This is a genomic window from Paenibacillus hodogayensis, assembly GCF_039536325.1.
Taxonomy (GTDB): domain Bacteria; phylum Bacillota; class Bacilli; order Paenibacillales; family NBRC-103111; genus Paenibacillus_AB; species Paenibacillus_AB hodogayensis.
In genome coordinates this window covers 584552-606113 of sequence record NZ_BAAAYO010000001.1, presented here as the reverse complement: position 1 = coordinate 606113, position 21562 = coordinate 584552, and the positions used below count along the sequence as shown (strand labels likewise).

The following is a 21562-nucleotide window of genomic DNA, read 5'->3' as shown; positions in this document are numbered from 1 at the left end:
TCACTTCTTTTCTGTCGAGATAGATGCCCGATAGGCCGCAGTCAGCTCGTTGATGCGCCCGTGAAGATCGCCCTCGAACAATCCGCCATGGTAGCAAACGACCGAGCGGACATCGAAGTTTTTAAACTTTTGCAAAGACTGGATCGCCGTTTCCATATCGGGCGTATTTTGCGGGTTTGGCCCCAGCAGTTCCCCGTTGTGAACGACCATGGCGTCTCCGGCGATCAGCGTCCGGCTCGGCTCGTGATAGAGGCTAATATGGCCGGGCGTATGGCCGGGCGTGTGAATAACCCGAAGCCCTCCCCCGAACGGCAGCAGCTCCCCGTCGACGACGACGCGATTCACATTGGGCGGGGTGGAGGGGGAGAACGCATCCTCGAATTCCCGGCGACGTCCCTCGGGCAAAGGCTGGAGGATGGCGCGGACAACTTCTGGACTTCCTTTGATAAACGCCCGTTCCCCGTCAATGTAAGGCTTGTCGTCCTCATGCGCGTATACGTCCAGCGTCCCGTCATGGTCTGCCAGGAAATGGGGCAAACTTCCAATATGATCGATATCCTGGTGGGTCACAATAATGGAATGAAGCTGCGAGGGCTCAATGCCCGCTTGACGGATCAGTTCCCTAATATCTTCGTCGCTGCCTGGTGTTCCCGTATCGACAAGCACATACGAGTCGACGTTCCGAATAACCGCAGGGTGAATCGTCATCGTGTTGCCTAACAAATTCAACGTGAGCTCCAGCACTTCTACATGGTCTGCAATTTTCATCGTCCCAAAGCGTTGCGCTTTGGTCACCTCCTTCAAATTTCAACAAAGAACCAATGAGTTCATTATATGACCTTCGGGTTTTTTGTGTCAAACCCTTTATTGACCATGTTTAGGATGCATGGCACAATAAATAGGGAGAAAAGGGGCGAATGGCATGGAAGATTTCGAAGAGCTGAAGAAACGGCAAATCGTACATACGGCTAAAGCGATATTTATCGAAAAGGGCTATTTCGCCGCCTCCATGAAAGAGATTGCGGAAGCGTGCGGCATGGCCAAAGGCAGCATATACAAACTGTTCGACTCGAAGGAAGATTTGTTTACGGCGGTATTCGAGGATTGTCATCGCATTATGTTCGAGCAGGCGAGGGAACTGGACCGCGTGAACGCCCACGTCGCGCCGATGGAGAGACTGCGGCGCAAGATCGAATTCCTGCTTCAGTACACGCTGGAAAACTATTTTTTCATGAGCGAGTTCAGAGAGCTGCCGATCACCGCCAATGAGAAATTTATCGTCGCTTGGAAGAAAAAGCGGGCCACCCTGCTGACTTGGCACCGGGACTGCTTTTACGAGGTGTACGGGGAGCGGATCGAGGAGCATGTTTGGGACATGGCGGCCATATTCAGAGGACTGCTGAGGGAATACATCGCTTACGCCGTGCAAAAGGCGATTGCGCTTCCGATGTCGGAGCTCGCCCAGTTCTTCGTGGAACGGATGGACGCGGTCGCGAACGATTTGCTGCTGCGCCGACCGAAGCCGGTTTTGAACGAGAGCAACGCCTACTATAACCATATCAACCCCGTCGGCCCGGATGTGCAGCAGCGGACGGTTCACGATTTTTTACATGCCTGCGACGTCATGGTTCAGGAGCTTCCGAAGCCGGAAAGCGTCCGCGCGGAATTGCGGGAAGTGATCGGGCTGCTGCAGCGGGAGCTGAAGCAGGAGAAGCCCAACCGCACGCTGCTGCACGTGTATACGACCTTTTTGGACACGGTTGTCGAGCTGCGGCCGTATGTCAGACAGCTTCGTCTCATGATTTGAAGGATACGGGTCGAACCAAAGCGACAAAAGTTTGGGAATCGCTCCAAAATTGTTTATAATGGATTCATCCGAATTCATCTTAATCTATGAAAGAGGGAACAACATGGGCCGCAAGTGGAATAATATCAAAGAAAAGAAAGCTTCGAAAGACGCCAATACGAGCCGGATCTACGCCAAGTTCGGTCTGGAGATTTACGTCGCCGCCAAGAAGGAGCTGCCGGACCCGGAGTCGAACGCCGCGTTGAGATTCGTGCTGGAGCGGGCGAAAACATACAATGTGCCGAAAGCGATCATCGATCGCGCGATCGAGAAAGCGAAGGGGAGCTCGGATGAAACCTACGAGGAGCTGCGTTACGAAGGGTTCGGCCCGAACGGCGCGATGCTGATCGTGGATGCGCTCACCAACAATGTGAACCGGACCGTCGCTACCGTCCGTTCCGCCTTCAATAAGAACGGCGGCAGCATGGGTGTCAGCGGATCCGTAGCGTACATGTTCGACGAGGCTGCGGTCATCGGCATCGAAGGGAAAACATCGGATGAAGTGCTGGAACTGCTGATGGAAGCGGACGTGGACGTGAGGGACATCGTCGAAGAGGACGAGGCGGTAATCGTTTATGCCGATCCGGGCGAGTTTCAAGCGGTGCAGGACGCGTTCAAGCAAGCGGGCGTGACGGACTTCACGGTCGCCGAGATCACGATGCTGCCGCAGAGCGAGATCGAGCTGCCGGAAGAAGCGGTGGCCACGTTCGAGAAGCTCATAGACGCGCTCGAGGATCTGGAGGATGTGCAGCAGGTGTACCATAACGTCAGTCTGGACGAGTAAAGTCGGGTAGGAGAACCGGAGCGCTATCGAGGCGTACCGGTTCTCTTTTCTTATTCTTATTCGGGCCATTGGGAGTGCAGGACGCAATCGCAGAAGCTGGGACGCTTGTAGCCCGGGAGCAGCAGCTCGCACACGTCGGACTTGATGTTGCCGAAGGTCGTCTCCGGCTTATGCTTGAATCCTTCCAGGAACGCGGACAAGATCCGCTGCTTGAATTGGTTGCGGGGGAAAGCGTCCACAACCTGCTGGCGCACCTCCGGCGCAATCCTTTCGAAGTTTTCGCCCATGACGTCATAGCCGACGCCGGAATAAATAAGCGCCACCTCGGGCTCCTTGTACTGGGCGATCCCAATCGTCGTATGCAGGGCGATCGCATCCCAGACGAGCCGTATCGATTCCCGAGGGACTCCGCGGCTTTGCAGGAACTCGCGCGCGGCGTTCGCTCCGTCCACCTCGAACCGTTTGTCCGGGCTGCTGTAAGCCGGCGTAAGGCCCAGATCGTGGAACAAAGAACTGATGTAAAGCAATTCGGGGTCGTACGCGATACCGGCTTGACTTCCTTGAAGAGCGCCGAAAAGAAACACCCGGTGGGAGTGGTTCCAGAGCAGCTCGTCCCCGTGATCGCGCAGCAGCTCGGCGGCTTCGACGGCCAACTTGCTGTCGGGGATGCGAATATTGGCGACTACGTTCGACATGTGCCATAACCTCCTGAGGAATAGATGTTTGCAAAGTTATTGTATCGCCGGCAAAATAATCGATCAATACTATTGTTTATATCAAAACCATAGATGAAATAGATTGATATTCAAGATTGACAAGAGCCGGCAAATCCGCTAACCTGTATGGGAATAAGAGGAACAGGCGATGGAGTTCGCCGTAACCGCCCTTGAGCTAATGACTCCTACCAGTTTATTTAGGCTGGTAGTTTTTTTCATTTTCGGAACGCTAAGGAGAGCGAAGCGTCTTGAGAAGATTTGCAGTTCGTTGGCCTTCGCAGCTGCGAGGCTTCTCGGAAAGATGGATTCATATCGGCATTATCGGATTTGTATTCAAATGGGCGCTGCTCGGCGGGCTGGTCGGCTTACTGACCGGCTCGGCCTCGGCCCTGTTTCTGAACGCGCTGGAATGGGCGACCGATACGCGCATGACGCATCCTTGGCTACTCTGGCTGCTGCCGGTGGGAGGTGCCCTCGTCAGCTATTTGTATGCGAAACTGGGCAAAGACTCCGCCAAAGGGAACAACCTTATTCTCGAACGAATTCATGAGGGAGGCGGGAATGTTCCCTTACGGATGGCGCCTATGGTACTATTCGGCACGATCGTGACCCATCTGTTCGGCGGTTCTGCGGGGAGAGAAGGAACGGCGGTACAGATGGGAGGAAGCTTGTCGGGATGGATCGGCAGCGTTATGCGCCTCGGTCCCGCGGACCGCAAAATCATCCTGATGTGCGGAATTAGCAGCGGCTTTGGTTCGGTTTTCGGCACCCCGTTGGCCGGCACCTTGTTCGGTCTGGAAGTGCTGGCGATCGGTCTGATCCGTTATGAAGCGCTTGTCCCCTGCTTTATCGCCAGCTTGGTAGGCGACCGGGTAACGGCGGCATGGGGCGTCCGCCATTTGACATACAGCATGGGGGCTGTCCCCGGCTTCAGTACGGCGCTTTTGTTGAAAATAGCGCTTGCCTCCGTGATGTTCGGTCTCTGCGCTCTGCTGTTCAGCGAGCTGACCCATTGGCTGAAGGCGGTTTTCTCGCGGACGTTCCGCCATCCGGCCGTCAAAAGCTTTTGCGGCGGCTTGCTCCTGATCGGCATGGTATACCTGTTCGGCACGAGGGATTACCTCGGGCTGGGCATCCCGCTTATTCAGCAGTCGTTCCAGGAAAGCGCGGCTCCGTTCGCGTTTTTGTTGAAAACGCTCTTCACGTCCGTTACGCTCGGCGCCGGTTTTCAGGGCGGCGAGGTGACGCCTTTGTTTGCGATCGGCTCCAGCCTGGGAAGTGCAATGGCCCCTTATTTGCACGTGCCCGTGCCGTTTCTGGCGGCCATCGGATTTATCGCCGTGTTCAGCGGAGCGACGAATACGCCTATCGCCTGCTTCGTGATGGGGATGGAGCTGTTCGGTTCCGAGGGCGCCCTTTATGTATTCGTCGGCTGTGCGATCAGCTTCCTGTTCTCGGGTCATACCGGCATCTATACGGCCCAGAGAATCGGCGTATCCAAAAACAGGGCTGCTGCTGTCGCGGACAACGCTACGCTTGCTACCCTACGCGACCGCAAGAAAGAAAAGGACGGCGGTTGAGAACAATGCCGCAAGGCCGATGCGCTTATATTGCAAGTGTCGTTCAGCGGTTTCGGCCAACCTTGAAGGGAGCGATGGCTTTCCTGCGGCTGGGCCGCAGCAGCGAAACACAAATGGCGGGCAGTCACTTAACAGTCGCGGGGAGGGGCTTGCATGGAGCCGGAGCAAATAGCCAAAGCGGTAGCCGCATTTCCGTGCTTTGCGGATGTTCCGCCGGAGGCATGGAACCATTCGGGGGCGTTCGCGGCGAAGGTGCCCGCCCAGCTGCTGATCAAGGAAGGACACTTGTTCGAGCATGCCTCGTTCGTCCTGCGCGGGTGCGTGCGCATTTACAAAATAAGCCCGTCCGGCAAGCAATTGACGCTGTACCGCGTGAGGAGCGGCGAGACGTGCGTCATCATGATGGCGAGCATTTTGGGCGAAGCCGAGTATGAAGCGTTTGCGGAAGCCGAGGAGCCGTCCGAGCTGCTCGTGCTCCCCGCCGTCCGGTTCAGGCAATGGATGCATGCCTACCCGGAGCTCAGCCGTTTCATCTACCGGCTTTTTATTAAACGAATGGTAGCCGTTACCGGCCTGATCGAGGATATGACGTTCCGGCCCATGGACGGCCGGGTGGCCGAGCTGCTGCTGCGCCAATCGCCCGTTGCCGCGGAAGCTCCCCTCTATGTCACCCACGAGTCGCTGTCGTTCGAGTTGGGAACGGCAAGAGAAGTGGTCAGCCGGGTGCTGAAAGGCTTCGAACGGCAAGGCTGGTTGCGATTAGGGCGCGGCAAAATTTATGTGCTGCGGCGCGACGAGCTGGAGCGGCTGGCTGAAGTCAAGTGACTTTGTTACGGAAGCGGGGCGCCTCATCTTCTACAATGGTTGCAACGGCCGCACACCGAAGAGATAGGATCGGGAAGCTGCGGACCGAACCGACGAGGAGATGGAACCGATGAACGCTTACTATGCCCCCGCCAATCTGCAACGGATTCCCGATTTAGTCCGGCAAAGCCCCGAAGCCGCCGCCGCTTATGTTCAGTTCGAGCGCGAAGCGTACCGGACGTCCGCGCTGCCCCCGCAAACGAAGGAGCTGCTGGCATTGACTGTGGCTCACGTAACGGGTTGCCCGTATTGCATCGATGTTCACGTCAAGAAATACAAGGCGCTTGGCGGTACGATGGAAGAGATTACGGAAGCGCTGCTCGTTGCGGCGGCGACGCGCGCCGGAGCGATTCTCAGCCATGGCGTGAACGCTTTGCTTTCTTATGAAGAAGGGGCGGAAAGCGACAATCCGGGGGAACCGGAGGACGGCAAAGCGCCGAAATGCTTTTGATAGACGGTTTTGGAGCGGTTTCGTCTTCTATATAAAGATTTTATGAAAATTTCATCCAGCTTTAACCCAGCGCCGTCAAGATATTCGGTACAATGAAAGATAACAATCAACGAGACCGATTTTTTGGCGGCATAGGGGGAAGCACGTGCACAAGCAGGAACAATTGTCGTTCGAACAACTGATGGGCAAACGGTTAGTCCGCGATTTGTTCAACAATCAGGGCGTATTGCTGATTCCGTTGGCAACCGTGCTGAACCGCAGCCATATCCATGTTATGAGAGATCACGGCTTGCAGCTGTCGGACAACGACGTGGAGGAAGTGGGCCCTTACGCGAACGTATCGTCGGCGCTCCCCGGCCTGGGCATCGACGAGGCGGCCGGCGTCGTACACGACGTGTTCGAGCAGGCGCGGGTCTCCAGACAAATTCCGCTTGCGCAGCTTAGGATGCGCGTGCTTCCGCTGATACGCGAGTCGGTCGACCGGCTGCATCTGTTCCAACTGCTCGCCGCCTTGCATGACAAGCAAGATTATTTAAGCAGGCACAGCGTAGGCGTCGGAGCCATCTCCATGCTGCTGGGCAAATGGATCGGCTTGCCGGAAACCGAGCTGCTCCAGCTTACGACGGCGGCGATTTTGCACGATATCGGCAAAACGCAAATTCCCGCCGAGCTGCTGAACAAGCCGGGACGGCTGGACGACGACGAGTTCGATACGATGAAGCGGCATACGGTGATCGGCTTCGAGATGATCCGCAAGACGGTCGGCACGACGGAGCGGCAGGCGAAGGTAGCGCTTCAGCATCACGAGCGGATCGACGGCAGCGGCTACCCGCTCGGGCTGAAGTGCGAACAGATCGACCCGTTCAGCCGCATCGTCGCCGTAGCCGACGTCTTTCACGCAATGACGTCCAGAACGGTATACCGCAATCCTTCGCCCGTGTACGCGGTGTTGAAGCAGGTGGAGGGCGGAGCGTTCGGCGCGTTCGATCCGGCGGTCGTATCGGTGCTGCTGCACAAATTCATGCAGGCGCTGATCGGCTACGAGGTGATGCTGACGGACGGCACCAAGGCGAAAATCGTGCTGATTCATCCCCACCGGCAGACGCGTCCGCTCGTGCAAGCCGACGATACGTTTATCGATCTGAGCCAAAACTACGCGCTGGATATCGAGCAAATTTTGGCGAACCATGAGCTGCCCGCCGACGATCGAGCGGATGCCGCTCCGTCCGGCGACCCCGGAAAGGTGACGGATACCATTCAGCCGCCGGAAGCCGGCTAGCCGCTCCCGAGCAGATCCTATCAATAACAGAACAGAGGCGTTCCCTTCGCGGGGAACGTCTTTTTTGCTACGGACGAGCCGGATAAGGTAAGATGAAAGAAACAAAAAAAGGAAAGAGGAGAGGCGGATGGAACGGCGGTTATCCCGCGGTGCGCTTTGGACGCTGGCGGCGGCCAGCGCGGTATGCGCGCTGATGATTGCGGCACGGATCGGCTATACGGGACGACTGACTTATTACTGGCTGTTCATGCCCAATCTGCTGCTGGCTTGGATTCCGCTCATTGCCTCCCGGCTCGTCGGCCGGTCGCTGAACGGGAAAGCCCGCCCGGGAGCGGCAGCGTGGGCGTGGGGGATCGTCTGGCTGGCTTTTTATCCGAACGCTTCTTATATTGTGACCGATCTGAAGCATCTCGCTTACTTGAGTACCGAGCGTTCGCTGTACTACGACTTGTCCGTCAACATGCTGGCGGCGCTGCTCGGCTGGCTGCTCGGGGCGCTGTCGCTGCTTGCGATTCATGCGGAAGTCCGCGAACGGCTGGGAGCGGCGGCGGGCATCGCCTTCGCGGGCATCGTCATCGTGCTTGGGTCTGTCGGCGTCTATCTCGGAAGGGTGCTGCGCTGGAACAGCTGGGATCTGGTCGTCAAGCCATGGCGGATCGTCGTCGACGCTGCCGATATCGTCCGCGATCCGCAAGCGCTCTTGTTCGTGCTGGCCTTCTCGCTGTTCGGCGGTGCGGCCTATGCCGTATTGTACAGGCTGCTGGCGCCTTCCGGGCGCTTTACATCGACATGACGGTTCACTATAATGTAAGGATAACTTATCCGGTTCGGCAAACACCCCGCTCGGGGTGTTTTTAACAATCGTACAGTAGCTTGATGGAGGATGGACAATGATCGATATCGCGAAGTGGATTTCGGTGCTGGGGACAAGCGTGCTGGAGCTTTGGGCCGCGATTCCGCTCGGTTTCGCGCTTGGCCTGCACCCGGTGGTCACGGGGGTGTTGAGCGCGCTCGGTTCGGCTCTCAGCGCCCTGATCGTCGTCACCGTGGGCGGACCGCTGCGACGATGGATGGTACGAAGGTGGGAGAACAAGAAGAAGAGCGGGAAGAAGGGCAGCATGGCGGTTATTTGGGACAAGTACGGGGTCATTGGCCTCGGACTGCTGTCGCCCATCATTACTGGCGCCCCGCTCGGTGCCGTTATCGGCGTGTCTCTCGGGGCCAAGTCCCCCCGGCTGCTCGTCTGGATGAGCGTCGGCATCGTCGTATGGACCGTTTTGTTGACGGCGGCCGTCGCTTTTGGCGTCGCCAGCTTCATGTGATCATTCTATTTTCCGAATAAAAGGAGTTAAGCCTCAATGACCGATTATAAAACGATATTGGCCGAACTGGCCGCATCCGTTCTTGATGGAGCCGATGCCGCAGCCATCGCGGCGATGATCGAAGTGCCGCCGAATCCGGAGATGGGCGATTTGTCGCTGCCCTGCTTCAAGCTGAGCAAGACGCTGCGCAAGGCGCCGGCGCACATCGCGGAGGAGCTGGCCGGCAAGCTTCCCGCGCATCCGGCTTTTTTGTCCGTGACGGCGGCTTCCGGCTATCTAAACGTATTCTTCAATAAAAGCTCGTACGCCGAAACCGTGCTCGGTGAAGTGCTGCGCGCCGGCGACGCGTTCGGGGCGGGCACGATCGGGGAAGGCAAGACGATCGTCATCGACTTCTCGTCGCCCAATATCGCCAAGCCGTTCCACGTCGGTCATCTGCGCTCGACGGTTATCGGCAACGCGCTGTACCGCATTCACCGGTTTCTCGGCTTCCGCTGCGTCGGCATCAATCATCTCGGCGATTGGGGAACGCAGTTCGGCAAGCTGATTACCGCCTACAAGCTGTGGGGGGACAAGCGCCAGGTCGAAGAGGGCGAAATCGAGGAGCTGATGCGGCTGTACGTCAAGTTCCACGACGAAGCCGAGAGCAAGCCGGAGCTGGAGGACGAGGCGCGCGCCTGGTTCGTCCGTCTGGAGCAGGGAGACGAGGAGGCGCTCGAGCTGTGGCGCTGGTTCAAGACGATCAGCTACAAGGAATTCAACCGTATCTACGAGCTGCTTGGCGTATCGTTCGATTCCGACGCCGGAGAGAGCTTTTACAACGACAAGATGGGGACGGTCGTCGAGCAGTTGAAGGAGAAAGGGCTGTTGGAAGAGGACCAGGGGGCTTTTCTCGTCAGGCTGGACGACTACAACATGGCTCCCGCGCTCATTCTGAAGAAGGACGGGGCTACGCTGTACCATACGCGGGATATCGCCGCGGCTCTGTACCGGAACAAGACGTACGGCTTCGACAAAGCGATTTATGTGACCGACTATGCGCAAAATTTGCATTTTCAGCAATGGTTCAAGGTGATCGAGCTGATGGGCTTCGATTGGGCGGATCGGCTCGTGCACGTTCCGTTCGGACGGGTCAGCCTGGAAGGCGTCAAATTTGCCACGCGCAAAGGAAATGTCGTGCTGCTCGAGGAGTTGCTCCGCCAGTCGATCGACAAGACGCGGGACATTATCGAGAGCAAAAATCCGCAGCTGGAGGACAAGGAACAGGTTGCCCAGCAGGTCGGCGTAGGCGCGGTCATCTTCAACGATTTGAGCAGCAACCGGATCAAGGACATCTCGTTCTCCTGGAAGGACGTGCTCAACTTCGAGGGCGAGTCCGGGCCTTACGTGCAATATACGTATGCGCGGGCCCGCAGCGTGCTGCGCAAGGCGGAGACGGCGGGAGCGGACCTTGCGGCTGCGGCTATTGCCGGCTTCGATCCGGCTCTCTTGGAGAACGCCGAGGCTCAGCTGGTGCTGAAGGAGCTGGCCGCTTTTCCGGACAAGGTGCTCGTCGCGATGGAGAAGCTGGAGCCATCCATCGTAAGCCGCCATCTGATCGATATCGCCCAGCGGTTCAACCGGTTTTACCACGAATGTCCGATCCTCGTCGACGATCCGGCGCTCAAAACCGCCCGTCTCGCGCTCGTCACGGGCGTCTGCAACGTGCTGCGCACCGGACTCGGCCTGATCGGCATACAGACTCCTGAACGCATATAGAGATAAAAAAAGCGAATAGTTCGATAAACAAACTCCGTTGCCCGTACCGGCTCAGCGGAGTTTGTTTGCGTTCGCCCCGCGTGAATCGAGGGGGAGAACAAAAATTTCCAATTTATGCCCACAAACGGGAACGTACGTGCTACAATGGGTAGAAACAGACGGCATAAGCACAGCGATCCGCACGTTCGCTATCAATCAAATTTTCCCTTTTCAGCTGCACGAATAACATTTATGATGGAACAGATTGCCGGTCTGCAATTCAAAACGGAATGAATTTGGAGAGAAGATGAACAAACTGCCGAATGAATGGGAAGCCGTATGGCGGCAAAACGGTTTGGACCCGGACGATATCATCTGCTGGATGATAGGCGACCGGACGACGCAGGGCGAATTCGTCGACACGCACGTGCTGCTCGGCCGCGACAAGCTGACGATTCTTTCCAGCGGCGCGCCCCCGTCTCAGGAGAAGCATTACAAAGGCTTCGCGAAGAAGAAAAGGAAGAGGAGGGGGAAGGAGGACGATGCGCCGAGCCCGCTGCATGCCGGGCCATGGTCGGTGGAGACGATCGGTCTTGACAAGCTGGAAGCGGTTACGGTCGTCAATCTGGTCGCCTCCGGTATGATCGTCGTCAAGGAGGACGGGGCCGAGCGAATCGTCGCTTCCTTCACCAACGGGCATATGGGTCGGGCGGCGAAGCTTGCGTCGGTATTCGCGAAGCTGAAGAAAGGCGAGGAGATCGACGCCCGCGAGCTGGAGGAGGAGCAGGCGATGTCCTGCCCGAAGTGCGGGATGATCTATCCCGAGAAGAACAGGCAAATATGCCCGAAATGCCTGAAGAAGCATGCGATTTTCATGCGGCTGCTCTCCTTTGCCGGCAAGTACAAGAGGTCGATCTTTTATATCGTCCTGTTCATGCTCCTGAACTCGGCCACCGGGCTCGTCATCCCGTATTTGCAGGGAACGGTGCTGTTCGACCAGGCTCTAGGCGGCGAAGGCTACTTCGCCGGGAAGATCGGACTCGTCATCGCGCTGATGATCGGCTTTCGCACGCTCTCCCTGGTGTTCGGCGTGCTGTTCGGCACGATTATCGCCAAGCTCGGGGCTAACGTATCGTTCGATCTGAAGTCGACCGTATTCGCGGCGATGCAGCGGCTGTCGCTGAATTTTTTTCAGAGAAAGCAGACCGGCCAACTGATGACCCGGGTGAACAACGACGCGACGGAGCTGCAATACTTTTTCGTGGACGGGATGTCTTACTTTATCGTCAATGCAATGAATATTATCGGCATCACGGTCATATTGCTCATGATGGACTGGAAGCTGACGCTGCTATGCTTTATTCCGCTGCCGATCGTCTTCGTCATTATCCGTAAAGTGTTTCCGCGGCTGTGGCGGATGTCTTGGAGAAGGCACCGCAAGGTCAGCGCGATGAATTCGATTATCAGCGATACGATACGGGGCACGAGGGTCGTCAAGGCGTTCGGCAAGGAGCGCAACGAGATCGAGCGATTCCAGTCGGCCAACATGTCGTTCTCGGGCGCCGAGCAGTCGTTCAACAAGCTGGGCGGCACCGTGTTCCCGGTATTGAACCTGCTGACCCAGACAGGCGGCATCCTGATCTGGTCGTTCGGCGGCTGGATGGTGATGAAGGACCAGTTTTCGTTCGGGCAGGTGCTGACGTTCGTCAACTATATGCACTTGCTTTACGGGCCGATCCAATTTATGAACAATATCGTCAACTGGTGGTCTTACTGCATGTCGGCAGCACAGCGCATCTTTGAAATCCAGGACGCGGTTCCCGAGGTGGAGGAAAAGGAGGATGCCATCGAGCTCGCGGATTTGCGCGGCGACATTCGGGTATCGGGCGTCGTATTCGGCTACGAGCCGAACAAGGCGATTCTGAAGCAGGTGTCGATGCACGCGAAGCCCGGACAGATGATCGGAGTCGTCGGGCATTCGGGGGCGGGGAAGTCGACGCTCGTCAACCTGATCTCGCGGCTGTATGACGTCAACGAAGGCGAGATCCGCATCGACGGCATCAACGTCAAGGATTTGTCGGCCGCGACGCTCCGCAAGCATATCGGCATCGTATCCCAGGACGTCTACGTGTTCTCCGGCAGCATCGCGGAGAATATAGCCTACGCCGACGAGAACTGTACGCTCGGGGACATCGTCAATGCGGCCAAAATCGCCAACGCCCACGACTATATAGAGAAGCTGCCGGATGGCTACGATACGATTATCGGCACGGGCGGCTACAATTTGTCCGGCGGGGAGAAGCAGCGGCTTTCGATCGCGCGGGCGATATTGCATAATCCGAAAATATTGATTCTGGACGAGGCGACCGCTTCGCTCGATACGGAGACGGAGCTGCAAATCCAGGAGGCGCTCGATTCGCTGATCAAGGGTCGGACGACGATCGCCATCGCCCACCGGCTGTCCACCTTGCGCAATGCCGACTATCTCGTCGTCATGGACCAAGGCAAGGTCGTAGAGGCCGGCTCGCATGACGAGCTGATGGGCAAGGAAGGAATGTATCACAAGCTGGTCCAGAAGCATGACGAGGCTTTGAAAATGAAAGAGGTGATTATCGCATGACGACTGTAGCGGCACCGGCGGAAGCGGCAGGCAAGCCGGACGGCAGCGACGGCGGGCAGCCCGTCGACATGAAGCCTGCGGAGAGCGGGCAGGCGGATTTGGCGGAAGCGGCGAAAATCCGGTATTTGCAGCCGGAAGATACGAGCTTCGCCAAGACGGTGGGGAACATGCTGAGCATAAAAATAGACGGTACGGAGCATCCGGTCGTATATGTGCACTGTTCGTTTCCTCATACGAACAAGCGTATTTACTTGTCCATCCGCACGTTCGACAACAAGGAGCTGGGCATGATCCGCAGCTTGGACGATTTTCCCGGAGAAACGGCGGAGCTGCTGGAGGAACAGATCAACATCCGGTATTTTTGCCCGGAGATTATAAAGGTGATCAAGATCAAGGAAGAATTCGGCTATTCGTATTGGGATACGGAGACGACCGCCGGCATATGCCGCTTTACGGTGCGCAGCGGTGGAGGCAATGCCAAGCTGGTCGGGCATAACCGGCTGCTCGTGCTGGATGTCGACGGCAATCGGTTCGTCATTCCCGATCTGGAGCGTCTGACGGATAAAGAATACCGGATGGTGGAAATGTGCATGTAGCTGCCAGGTTGATGGTCGGCTACCAGCGGAGGTATCGATGAATTTACACTACACGCTCCCGGAGCGGGATCGATTGGCGGCCGAACGGGCCGTAGGGGAGCATATCGCGTATTGCGCGCCGGCCGACTTGTCCCTGGAAGGTCAGAGGACGCGGGGCTTCTTCGTTATCGGTGACGAGAAGTGGGCGTACGTGGAGGACGGGGAAGTGCGGGATGCGGCCTTTATCGCCGAAGCCCGGGATTACAAAATCGTTCCCTTGATCGGCAATGCCGTGCTGGAGGCGGTCGAGCACGGCACGCAGCGGATCGTCGTGCGGGTGACGATGCAGCATGCGGCCCGCTACGGCTATATGGCCAAAATCTTGAACGATATGGCGGCGCGCAGCAAGGTGCGCATTTATAACAATGAGGCGGAGCCGATCTGCGTCAAATGCGGGGGACCGTTTATCCCGGGTACGCGGATGTGCCCGCGGTGCATGAACAAGGCGGCAGCCTTCAAGCGGCTCTTCGGCGTTTCCAAAGCTTATTGGAAGCAGCTTGCGATCGGTCTTTCGGTCCTGTTCGTCTCGGCGGGGCTCGCCCTGCTCGGGCCGTATTTTCAGAAGGTGCTGATCAATTCGGCCTTGCAGCCGCCAGCCGGCCAAACCGGCAGTACAGAGATGTTCTTCACGGCGATCGCCGGCATGATGGGCGTGCTGCTGTTCGGCGAGCTGCTCGGCATCGCGAAGGGGAGAATCATGGCGGGGGTCAGCTCCGGGATCGCCGCCGATCTGCGCAGCATGGTATACGACAAGCTGCAGCAGCTTTCGCTCGGTTTCCTGACCTCCCAGCGGGCCGGCGATATTATGAACCGGATCTCGTCGGATACGGACCGGATCCGCAACCTCGTGCAGGAAATGTGCACGACGGCCGTCTTCCAATGCATCATGCTGGTGTCGGCCGCCTACTTGCTGTTCCAAGCCGATTGGCGGCTCGCTTTTGTCGTGCTGCTTCCCGCTCCGCTCGTCGCCTATCTGCACGCGTTCATATGGAAGCGGGTGCTGTGGAAGCTGTTCCATAAGCAGTGGCGGGTGTATGACAAAGCAAGCTCGTTTCTGCACGATGTGCTGAGCGGCATCCGGGTCGTCAAGGCGTTCGGCAAGGAAGAGCGGGAGGTGAAGCGGTTCCGGCAGTACAACAGCGAATTTGCCGCCGCTTCCACGAAGACGGAGAAAGTGTTCAGCATATTGGCGCCGATCTCGAACTATTTGATCCAATTGGGTCAATATTTCGTGCTGCTGATCGGCTGCAATCTCATTCTTGGCAAGCAGATGTCACTCGGGGAGCTGATTCAGTTCACGCTGTACGCGTCGATGATATTCGGCCCGATCGCTTGGCTGATGTTTATGCCGCGCTGGGTAGCCAATGCCGTGATCTCGATCGATCGCGTGTTCTCGGTAATCGACGAGCAGCCGGAAATTTTGGACGCTCAGGCTTCAGTCAAGCATTCGATTCGCGGAGCGATTTCGTTCGAGGACGTCGTATTCGGATACAAATCGTACGAGCCGGTTTTGAAGCAGGTCAGCTTCGAGGTGAAGCAAGGGGAAATGATCGGACTGGTCGGGCATTCCGGCTCCGGCAAGTCGACGCTGATCAATCTCGTTTCGCGGTTTTACGACGTAACCGAGGGGAGCATTCGGATCGACGGCATCGACATCCGCGATATCCGGCAGGAGGACCTGCGCGCGCAGATCGGCGTCGTCTTGCAGGAAACGTTTCTGTTCAGCGGCACGATCGCCGACAATATCCGCTACTCGAAGCCGGATGCGACGTTCGAGGAGGTCATCCAGGCGGCCCGGATCGCCAATGCGCACGATTTCATCATCCGGCTGGCCGACGGCTACGACACGAAGCTGGAGGAGAACGGCAACAACATCTCCGGCGGTGAGCGGCAAAGGCTGGCCATTGCCCGGGCGGTGCTGAACAACCCGCGCATTCTCGTGCTGGATGAGGCGACGGCTTCGCTCGACATCGAGACGGAGACGGCGATCCAGGAGGCGCTCAAGCGGGTTACGCACAACCGGACGACGATCGCGATCGCCCACCGGCTGACGACGCTGCGCAACGCCGACCGGCTGTTCGTGCTCGATAAGGGCCGCTTGGCCGAGGTCGGCACGCATAAGGAGCTGATGGAGCTGCGGGGCATTTACTACAAGCTGGTGACCGCCCAACGCGGCATGGCCAAGCCGAAGGGCGGGCAGACGGAAAAAGTCGTATAATCCAATAAAACCTCCGCCCACGCTTGAAGATTCCAAGCGGCAGGCGGAGGTTTTGTCGTTTTGGCTAAATTCGCCAGCGGTTTTGCCGACTTTACGGCGGTGGCCGGTTGTCAAACGGATGTCGGAGAGGGCCACGAGACGGCCACGAGACGGCCTGTAGTCGACCTGGAGACGGTCCGAAGGAGACCTTAGGTCAGGCGTCGTCGCTCACCGTCCGCGATGCTTCGCCTTCGCTTTTTGCACGGCGATCTCCCGCTTGCGCCGCGCTTCCTCTTCACGCTGCTGCCGGCTTTGCTGGCGGCTCGTTTTTTTGCGCTGCTCCAGCTCCAGGCGGATCGCTTCCTCCGCTTGAGTCGACACGCCGCGCCGCTTCATTTCCGACGCAGCCATCCGCGCCAGCCGCTTCGGATTGATGCGCTTGCGCCCGATCTCTCCAGTCGCCAGCGAGCTGCGCGTGTGCTCCAGCAGATCGTTCATCCGCAGCCGGATGAAGTCCAGCACCTCCGCGTCATGCGGCTCCGCTCCGAACAGATGACGGCACGCTTTCAGCCGGCCGCCGCTGTCGTCTTCCACAATTCCGATCCAAAATTGCCCATCCCAAAATACGGTCAGTTTCATACTTGAACCCCTCCTTGTCAATCCGAGCGAAGGACATCCCGAGGGGGGAAGGATACGGCACCGCTGACCGCGATGCATCCGGACTACCGACCGGACCGTGATTTTACGCTCTGCCTTTATTATACTTGCCCGGTCGCGGCATGCAATGGGAAGTTGCGTATAATAGAGCGTCCATTGGGGAAAGCTGGATAAAAGCGGATTTTCGTCTAAGGAAATGGAAGGAATGGTAACCCCTTTCGTTCAGCTGATATAGACTGCGAATCAAACGGAGGACCTTTGCGTATTGGCTATCAAAACCGAAGATTACATCAAATATTTGACCGAGAAGGTCGTCGCCTATATGGATTTGCCGCCGGAAGTGCGCAAGGAGCAGCGCAGCCTGCACCGAAGCGTCCGCGATCCGTGGCATGTACGCTGGTTCGGCCTCGTTCCGCTATCGGTCGCGATGTGGTGGAGGCAGCGGAAGCGAAAAAAAGAACACCCCAGCCCGTAAATACGGTGCGATCGGGGTGTTTTCTATGGGAAGAGGAGGAGAAATACCGTAAGTTAGGCGGAACCGTTGTCCCGCTGCCGGTGGAAGGAGCCGTATTGCGTCAAGACGTCAAGCGGCACATAGCGAGCTCCCTGCTGATCCAGCCGGATGAAAGAAGCTTGATCGCTCCAGACGTGGTAGCCGGTTACGGCGAAAGGCGCGAGCACCGAACGGCCGTACAGATTAGCTTTGAACGTCACGGGCAATCCCTCGGCTTCCAAAGCCGCGAGCAGATCCGTCGAAGCGGAGATGACAAGCGGCGAGCTGGTAATCCAGTACGTGTTATCGAAAGGATCGAAGTCGGGCAGTTGCAGCGATTTGGCAAGATGCGGCAGCGCCGAAGCCCCCGGTCCGGGTTGAAGCGGCTGAATCGTTTCGAAGCTTTGCGCCGTCAGCGGGAGCTGCTCGCCCGTTTTGGCATCGATATACGTCCATCCGTCTTTAATCGAAACCTTCCACACCGCATGAAGCGGACTGTAATAAAGGCGCTCGACCGTAAGAGGGAGGTTGTAAGCGGTCGTATCGGTATGAGAATCGATCAGTTCGGCCTGCATCAACGATCGATACAGGGTTTGCAAGCTGAACAGCGGCTGTTCTCCAGCGCCGTACTCGGTCAAGCGCAGACTGCCGTCCTCGGCGGAACCGACGACCAGATAGCCGAGCTCCTTGCCGTTTTTGTGCAGCAGCACCAGCCATCCGTGCATGCCGGCTCCAAGCGGGTAACGCGTCCATTGAGCGCCTTGCCAGTCGCGAAATTCGCTCTGGGCCGATAAAGTCCCGATCCAGGTTTCGATCTGCGCGTTGAACGGATCGGTTCCATTGGGGACGGACGCGTAGGGGCGAGGCTGGTTCAAGGGAGAAGCCGGAAGTCCAGTTATATCGGACCGTTCGGCCGCCGTATGCGTTTCCATCTTTGATTGCAGCGCCGCGCTTTCGGAAACGCGGCTTACCGTCCATCCGATCGCGAGCGTCATCACCGTCACCGCAAGCAGCCATCGGTGCATCCTTATCACCTGCCGTTATTCAAAATCGGGAGCATCCGTCGGAGGCGGTGTATATCAAGATATGCTCCTATTGTAACGAATATGCTTCAAAAAGGTTGTTGCTTCCTGTCAGCCGGTTCGTTTTTTTTGGGCTGTTTTTTTGCGAAGTTTTAGCGGGATTCGTCAGTTCGTGCCGTTCACGGGCGTCTCAGATGAAATAGACCGCCGTTGATGACGAATGCGCTGATGCGCGGCCGGTATTGCCAGTCCAGTTCCTCCCGCCGTTTGTTCCACTGTTCCTGGGCCTGCTGTCGGGCTTCGTCCTCCAGCCCTTTCACCGCATCCTCGTAATAGCGGTCGACCCGCTCCAGCTCGTCGTTCAGCCGTTCCCGCGCCTCTTTCGCCCAGCTATGGTCGTAACGCTTGAGCATTTTCTCGATATGCTGCTCGACAATCGTCCGGGCACGGGCCAGCGTTACCGCCGGCCGGGCGATATAGACGTTCGGCGGTAGCCGGGGCGTCAGCTTTTTACCGGCAAGGGATTCGTTGAATCCCGCGCTCAGTTCTCCTGTGGACAAATCGACGGCGAACGAATGCATCTCGTCCCGCTTCATATCGCAGGAAAGCTCGATCTTGACGTTGACGACCAAGTGAGAGCTAAAGCCGGCCGAACCGGAGATGACGCGCGCCGAGCTTTCCGGTATCTCGAACAATTGCACATATTTGCCGATCGACTTGACCGTATCGAACAATTGCATCAACCGCTTGCTGCCGAAGGTCATCTCCTCTCGCGGAATGCGGCCTGGGCCGAATGGACCGGGGGCCGCCGATACGCCGAAGTAACGTCCAAGGATCGAATCCCCGCCAGTCAGCGGCTGACCCGACGGTCCAAGCACCTGTAGCGACGGATCGCGGGGCGGGGCGGCAGCTGCCGGTTCGCGAGCCTGCTTGGCTTCCGCTTCGGCCTGCAGCTTGTCCGGATCGAAGACGAACGTGAACGACATCGTTTCCGGCGGCACCCCTGTCCGTTCCACGAAGCTCCAATAGTAGGACCGGTTGGTCAACCGTTTATCCGCCTCCGGCGACAGCTTGACGGTTACGTAAGCGGGATGCTTCTCGATAATCTGGCATCCGGTCGAATCGAGAAACCGCATCGCGAACTTCTGCACTTGCTTGCTGTTCAAGAGCTCACCTCCGTTTCGGGTGGAATCGTCTGTCCGACCGCATTCAGGATGGAGCCGAGATGCACTTTACCGACCCGTTCGTGCTCCACTTCATCGCGGATCGTGCGGAACGAGTCGCCAAGCCGGTCGAGCTGGCGATGCACATCGTTATCCGACTTGGCTTCGGCCCATATTTTGAACAGGCTCGATTCCAGCGACGTTTTTTTCTCGAACCGTTCGAGTATCGTATCGAGTCCGCCGACGACGAGCTCGAACATGTTGATTTTCTCGTGCAGCAGCGACAAAATATGCTCCTCGATCGTACCTTGCGTGGACAGGTTGAAAATTTGCACGTTCTCGGTTTGCCCGAGCCGGTGAACGCGGCCGATCCGCTGCTCGACGCGCATAGGATTCCATGGCAGGTCGAAGTTGACGACATGGTGGCAAAATTGCAGATTGATCCCTTCGCCTCCGGCTTCGGTGGCGACCATCACCTGCGCTTTACCGCGGAACAAGTCCATCATCCAGTCTTTTTTGCCGCGGTTCATGCCGCCCCGGTACGGAACCGCTATAATATTGTGCTGCTTCAGGAATTGGAGCAAATACTCCTGGGTAGCCCGGTATTCGGTGAATACGATCGTCTTGTCGTCGATTTGCCGGATCAGCTCCAGCGTCTTGTCCGCTTTCGTATTCGCCTTGATGCCACGAATCAGCTCCACGAGCTCCCATACTTTGGGGCGCAGGGGAGAGTCCTCGGCCATCTTCTTGAATAGATTAACGAGAGTAACGAACACCGCATCCCGGCTGCTGCATACTTCGCGCTGCAGCGTAACGAGCGACAGCATGCTCCCAATATCGCCGCGGGCGTCCTCGTAGCGTCCGCGCACGAAATCGCATACTCCGTCGTATAGAGCCTGCTCTTCCGAAGAGAGGACGAGCGGGACGTTGCGGACGATCCGCTTCGTAAATTCGAGATCGCCGTCGCCCCGGCGGTTGCGGATCATGACCTTGGCCAGCTCTTCCTGAAGCTTGTCTTCGTTCTTCGGCAGCCGTTTGTCGACGACGAAGTTGGCCGCGAACTGTCCTTGCCCTCCGAGCTGCCCCGGCTTGAGCAGCGTAATGAGGTTGTACAGCTCGCCCAGATCGTTCTGCACCGGAGTCGCGGTCAGCAGCAGGCAATATTTTTTGCGCAGCTGCTGCACGAACTGGTAATTGGTCGTTTTTTTGTTTTTCAGCTTATGAGCTTCGTCCACGATCAGCATGTCGTATTCCTGAGCGAGCACGATTTCCCGGTGCGGATCGCGCTTGGCCGTGTCCATGGAGGCGACGACGACGTCGTATTGCGCCCACATGTATTCTTTCTTTTGCGCCACCGCGTTGATCCCGAACTTCTGGTTCAGCTCGCGAACCCATTGCAGCACCAGGGAGGCGGGGACGAGAATAAGCACTTTGCGGACTAGGCCGCGGACCAAATATTCCTTGATGATCAAGCCGGCTTCGATCGTCTTGCCCAGGCCGACCTCGTCGGCGAGTATTGCCCGTCCGCGCATGTCGTAAAGCACTTTTTTGGCGGTGGCGATCTGGTGAGTGAGCGGCTTGAGCTGCCGGATGTGGGGCAGGCACTGCAGCTCGTCGAAGCTGCGGATCAGCCCGGCCTCTTCGGCTTCGCCGGCGAGCTGGTACATCGTCCAGTCGTCCCACGGCCCGTTTTTGCGGACGCGCGTCTCCAACTCGTCGAACCAGGTGCGGTCGAAATGAACGTCCACGTGCTCGTTCAGGCTGCGTATGTGTTCGGGTGATGCGGAATTCATTCGCGGTTCCTCCTCGCTTGCCGGTTCTTGGTGTCCCGGTCCCGGAGCATGAGCGGGTAATAATAGGCTAGTATTGACCAAATCCGGAAGAATCATAATCGGGCTTTGTCGAAATGACGCGCAGGAAACCGCGGGACGAGGCGTTTCGCCGTGGAGAGTACGGATTGTATGCGCCGGCACCAAGTCGCTCCATAGCGAGAAAACAGAGGGGGAGAGCCGGATATGGGCTGAAAAAAGAAGTTTGGAAGCGTTTTTGGGTCTTCGTTCACACCGGTTGGTCGAGAGAGGACGGGCATGGCGGACAAAGACGGGCTTGGCTTACGAAAAAGTTCGGAAAAATTCCCCTTCCCCCCGGAGCGCGAATCATGTAAAATGATGAAAGCAATGAACGAATGGCACATAT

The 21562-nt window shown here is 57.5% G+C and carries 20 protein-coding genes and 1 riboswitch; of the genes, 14 read left to right on the top strand and 6 right to left on the bottom strand.

From position 1 onward, the window contains the following. Complete coding sequence (locus tag ABD796_RS02340) at positions 1–795, bottom strand: MBL fold metallo-hydrolase (protein ID WP_344902222.1); 795 nt, start codon at positions 793–795, stop codon at positions 1–3. A gap of 127 nt (positions 796–922) precedes the next feature. Between ABD796_RS02340 and ABD796_RS02335 the strand changes: the two genes are divergently transcribed. Both ABD796_RS02335 and ABD796_RS02330 read left to right on the top strand, forming a co-directional pair. Continuing rightward, positions 923–1807 (top strand): TetR/AcrR family transcriptional regulator, encoded by an 885-nt coding sequence (locus tag ABD796_RS02335; protein WP_344902219.1) that lies wholly within the window; start codon positions 923–925, stop codon positions 1805–1807. A gap of 103 nt (positions 1808–1910) precedes the next feature. Beyond that, complete coding sequence (locus ABD796_RS02330) at positions 1911–2630, top strand: YebC/PmpR family DNA-binding transcriptional regulator (protein ID WP_344902216.1); 720 nt, start codon at positions 1911–1913, stop codon at positions 2628–2630. Positions 2631–2686: 56 nt separating this feature from the next. Here the strand turns inward: ABD796_RS02330 and ABD796_RS02325 are convergent, their stop codons facing one another. After that, positions 2687–3325: an HD domain-containing protein gene (locus tag ABD796_RS02325; RefSeq protein ID WP_344902213.1), complete on the bottom strand. Its 639-nt coding sequence runs from the start codon at positions 3323–3325 to the stop codon at positions 2687–2689. Between the two features lie 156 nt (positions 3326–3481). Further along, a riboswitch (Fluoride riboswitch) is annotated at positions 3482–3541 on the top strand. A gap of 53 nt (positions 3542–3594) precedes the next feature. Here ABD796_RS02325 and ABD796_RS02320 point away from each other — a divergent pair. The 11 genes from ABD796_RS02320 (at position 3595) to ABD796_RS02270 (ending at position 16244) form a co-directional block, all read left to right on the top strand. Beyond that, positions 3595–4926, top strand: coding sequence for a voltage-gated chloride channel family protein (locus tag ABD796_RS02320; RefSeq protein ID WP_344902210.1), 1332 nt, complete (start codon positions 3595–3597; stop codon positions 4924–4926). 153 nt (positions 4927–5079) lie between these two features. Continuing rightward, entirely contained in the window at positions 5080–5751 is a 672-nt protein-coding gene (locus tag ABD796_RS02315; RefSeq protein WP_344902208.1) for a Crp/Fnr family transcriptional regulator, read from the top strand. A gap of 109 nt (positions 5752–5860) precedes the next feature. Continuing rightward, positions 5861–6241: a carboxymuconolactone decarboxylase family protein gene (locus ABD796_RS02310; protein WP_344902206.1), complete on the top strand. Its 381-nt coding sequence runs from the start codon at positions 5861–5863 to the stop codon at positions 6239–6241. A 145-nt stretch (positions 6242–6386) separates the two neighbouring features. Next, positions 6387–7520, top strand: coding sequence for an HD-GYP domain-containing protein (locus ABD796_RS02305; protein WP_344902203.1), 1134 nt, complete (start codon positions 6387–6389; stop codon positions 7518–7520). A 127-nt stretch (positions 7521–7647) separates the two neighbouring features. Next, a complete protein-coding gene (locus tag ABD796_RS02300) occupies positions 7648–8313 on the top strand; it encodes a DUF1361 domain-containing protein (protein WP_344902200.1) in 666 nt (221 codons plus the stop codon). A 97-nt stretch (positions 8314–8410) separates the two neighbouring features. Then, on the top strand, positions 8411–8842 hold the full coding sequence (locus tag ABD796_RS02295; RefSeq protein ID WP_344902197.1) for a small multi-drug export protein: 432 nt from the start codon (positions 8411–8413) through the stop codon (positions 8840–8842). 36 nt (positions 8843–8878) lie between these two features. Further along, positions 8879–10600, top strand: a complete 1722-nt coding sequence (gene argS / locus ABD796_RS02290) for an arginine--tRNA ligase (RefSeq protein ID WP_344902194.1) — start codon at positions 8879–8881, stop codon at positions 10598–10600. Positions 10601–10886: 286 nt separating this feature from the next. Next, positions 10887–13199 (top strand): ABC transporter ATP-binding protein, encoded by a 2313-nt coding sequence (locus ABD796_RS02285; RefSeq protein ID WP_344902191.1) that lies wholly within the window; start codon positions 10887–10889, stop codon positions 13197–13199. After that, positions 13196–13795, top strand: coding sequence for a DUF1854 domain-containing protein (locus tag ABD796_RS02280; protein ID WP_344902188.1), 600 nt, complete (start codon positions 13196–13198; stop codon positions 13793–13795). Before ABD796_RS02285 ends, ABD796_RS02280 begins: the two co-directional genes overlap by 4 nt. A 37-nt stretch (positions 13796–13832) precedes the next feature. Beyond that, positions 13833–16052, top strand: coding sequence for an ABC transporter ATP-binding protein (locus tag ABD796_RS02275; protein WP_344902185.1), 2220 nt, complete (start codon positions 13833–13835; stop codon positions 16050–16052). A gap of 60 nt (positions 16053–16112) precedes the next feature. Next, positions 16113–16244, top strand: a complete 132-nt coding sequence (locus tag ABD796_RS02270) for a hypothetical protein (protein WP_344902182.1) — start codon at positions 16113–16115, stop codon at positions 16242–16244. Between the two features lie 15 nt (positions 16245–16259). Here ABD796_RS02270 and ABD796_RS02265 read toward each other — a convergent pair whose 3' ends face one another. Continuing rightward, positions 16260–16670, bottom strand: a complete 411-nt coding sequence (locus tag ABD796_RS02265; RefSeq protein WP_344902179.1) for a YjdF family protein — start codon at positions 16668–16670, stop codon at positions 16260–16262. 283 nt (positions 16671–16953) lie between these two features. Here ABD796_RS02265 and ABD796_RS02260 point away from each other — a divergent pair, with 283 nt between their 5' ends. Continuing rightward, the gene (locus tag ABD796_RS02260; RefSeq protein ID WP_344902176.1) at positions 16954–17163 is read left to right on the top strand and encodes a YqzE family protein; all 210 of its coding nucleotides are present in this window, start codon (positions 16954–16956) and stop codon (positions 17161–17163) included. Between the two features lie 53 nt (positions 17164–17216). On the opposite strand, the gene ABD796_RS02255 is transcribed toward ABD796_RS02260, so the two are convergent. From ABD796_RS02255 to ABD796_RS02245, 3 genes are all read right to left on the bottom strand, one after another. Next, on the bottom strand, positions 17217–18206 hold the full coding sequence (locus ABD796_RS02255) for a hypothetical protein (RefSeq protein WP_344902173.1): 990 nt from the start codon (positions 18204–18206) through the stop codon (positions 17217–17219). A gap of 176 nt (positions 18207–18382) precedes the next feature. Then, positions 18383–19369 (bottom strand): YqhG family protein, encoded by a 987-nt coding sequence (locus ABD796_RS02250; RefSeq protein WP_344902170.1) that lies wholly within the window; start codon positions 19367–19369, stop codon positions 18383–18385. Further along, a complete protein-coding gene (locus ABD796_RS02245) occupies positions 19366–21159 on the bottom strand; it encodes a DEAD/DEAH box helicase (protein ID WP_344902167.1) in 1794 nt (597 codons plus the stop codon). Before ABD796_RS02245 ends, ABD796_RS02250 begins: the two co-directional genes overlap by 4 nt. Positions 21160–21562: the final 403 nt, after the last annotated feature.

What these genes read in the sequence shown, in the direction of transcription:
- ABD796_RS02335 (WP_344902219.1), top strand. Translation starts at nt 923, where the DNA reads ATGGAAGATTTCGAAGAGCTGAAGAAACGGCAAATCGTACATACGGCT.
- ABD796_RS02330 (WP_344902216.1), top strand. Translation starts at nt 1,911, where the DNA reads ATGGGCCGCAAGTGGAATAATATCAAAGAAAAGAAAGCTTCGAAAGAC.
- ABD796_RS02325 (WP_344902213.1), bottom strand. Translation starts at nt 3,325, where the DNA reads ATGTCGAACGTAGTCGCCAATATTCGCATCCCCGACAGCAAGTTGGCC.
- ABD796_RS02315 (WP_344902208.1), top strand. Translation starts at nt 5,080, where the DNA reads ATGGAGCCGGAGCAAATAGCCAAAGCGGTAGCCGCATTTCCGTGCTTT.
- ABD796_RS02310 (WP_344902206.1), top strand. Translation starts at nt 5,861, where the DNA reads ATGAACGCTTACTATGCCCCCGCCAATCTGCAACGGATTCCCGATTTA.
- ABD796_RS02300 (WP_344902200.1), top strand. Translation starts at nt 7,648, where the DNA reads ATGGAACGGCGGTTATCCCGCGGTGCGCTTTGGACGCTGGCGGCGGCC.
- ABD796_RS02295 (WP_344902197.1), top strand. Translation starts at nt 8,411, where the DNA reads ATGATCGATATCGCGAAGTGGATTTCGGTGCTGGGGACAAGCGTGCTG.
- argS (WP_344902194.1), top strand. Translation starts at nt 8,879, where the DNA reads ATGACCGATTATAAAACGATATTGGCCGAACTGGCCGCATCCGTTCTT.
- ABD796_RS02285 (WP_344902191.1), top strand. Translation starts at nt 10,887, where the DNA reads ATGAACAAACTGCCGAATGAATGGGAAGCCGTATGGCGGCAAAACGGT.
- ABD796_RS02280 (WP_344902188.1), top strand. Translation starts at nt 13,196, where the DNA reads ATGACGACTGTAGCGGCACCGGCGGAAGCGGCAGGCAAGCCGGACGGC.
- ABD796_RS02275 (WP_344902185.1), top strand. Translation starts at nt 13,833, where the DNA reads ATGAATTTACACTACACGCTCCCGGAGCGGGATCGATTGGCGGCCGAA.
- ABD796_RS02265 (WP_344902179.1), bottom strand. Translation starts at nt 16,670, where the DNA reads ATGAAACTGACCGTATTTTGGGATGGGCAATTTTGGATCGGAATTGTG.
- ABD796_RS02255 (WP_344902173.1), bottom strand. Translation starts at nt 18,206, where the DNA reads ATGCACCGATGGCTGCTTGCGGTGACGGTGATGACGCTCGCGATCGGA.
- ABD796_RS02245 (WP_344902167.1), bottom strand. Translation starts at nt 21,159, where the DNA reads ATGAATTCCGCATCACCCGAACACATACGCAGCCTGAACGAGCACGTG.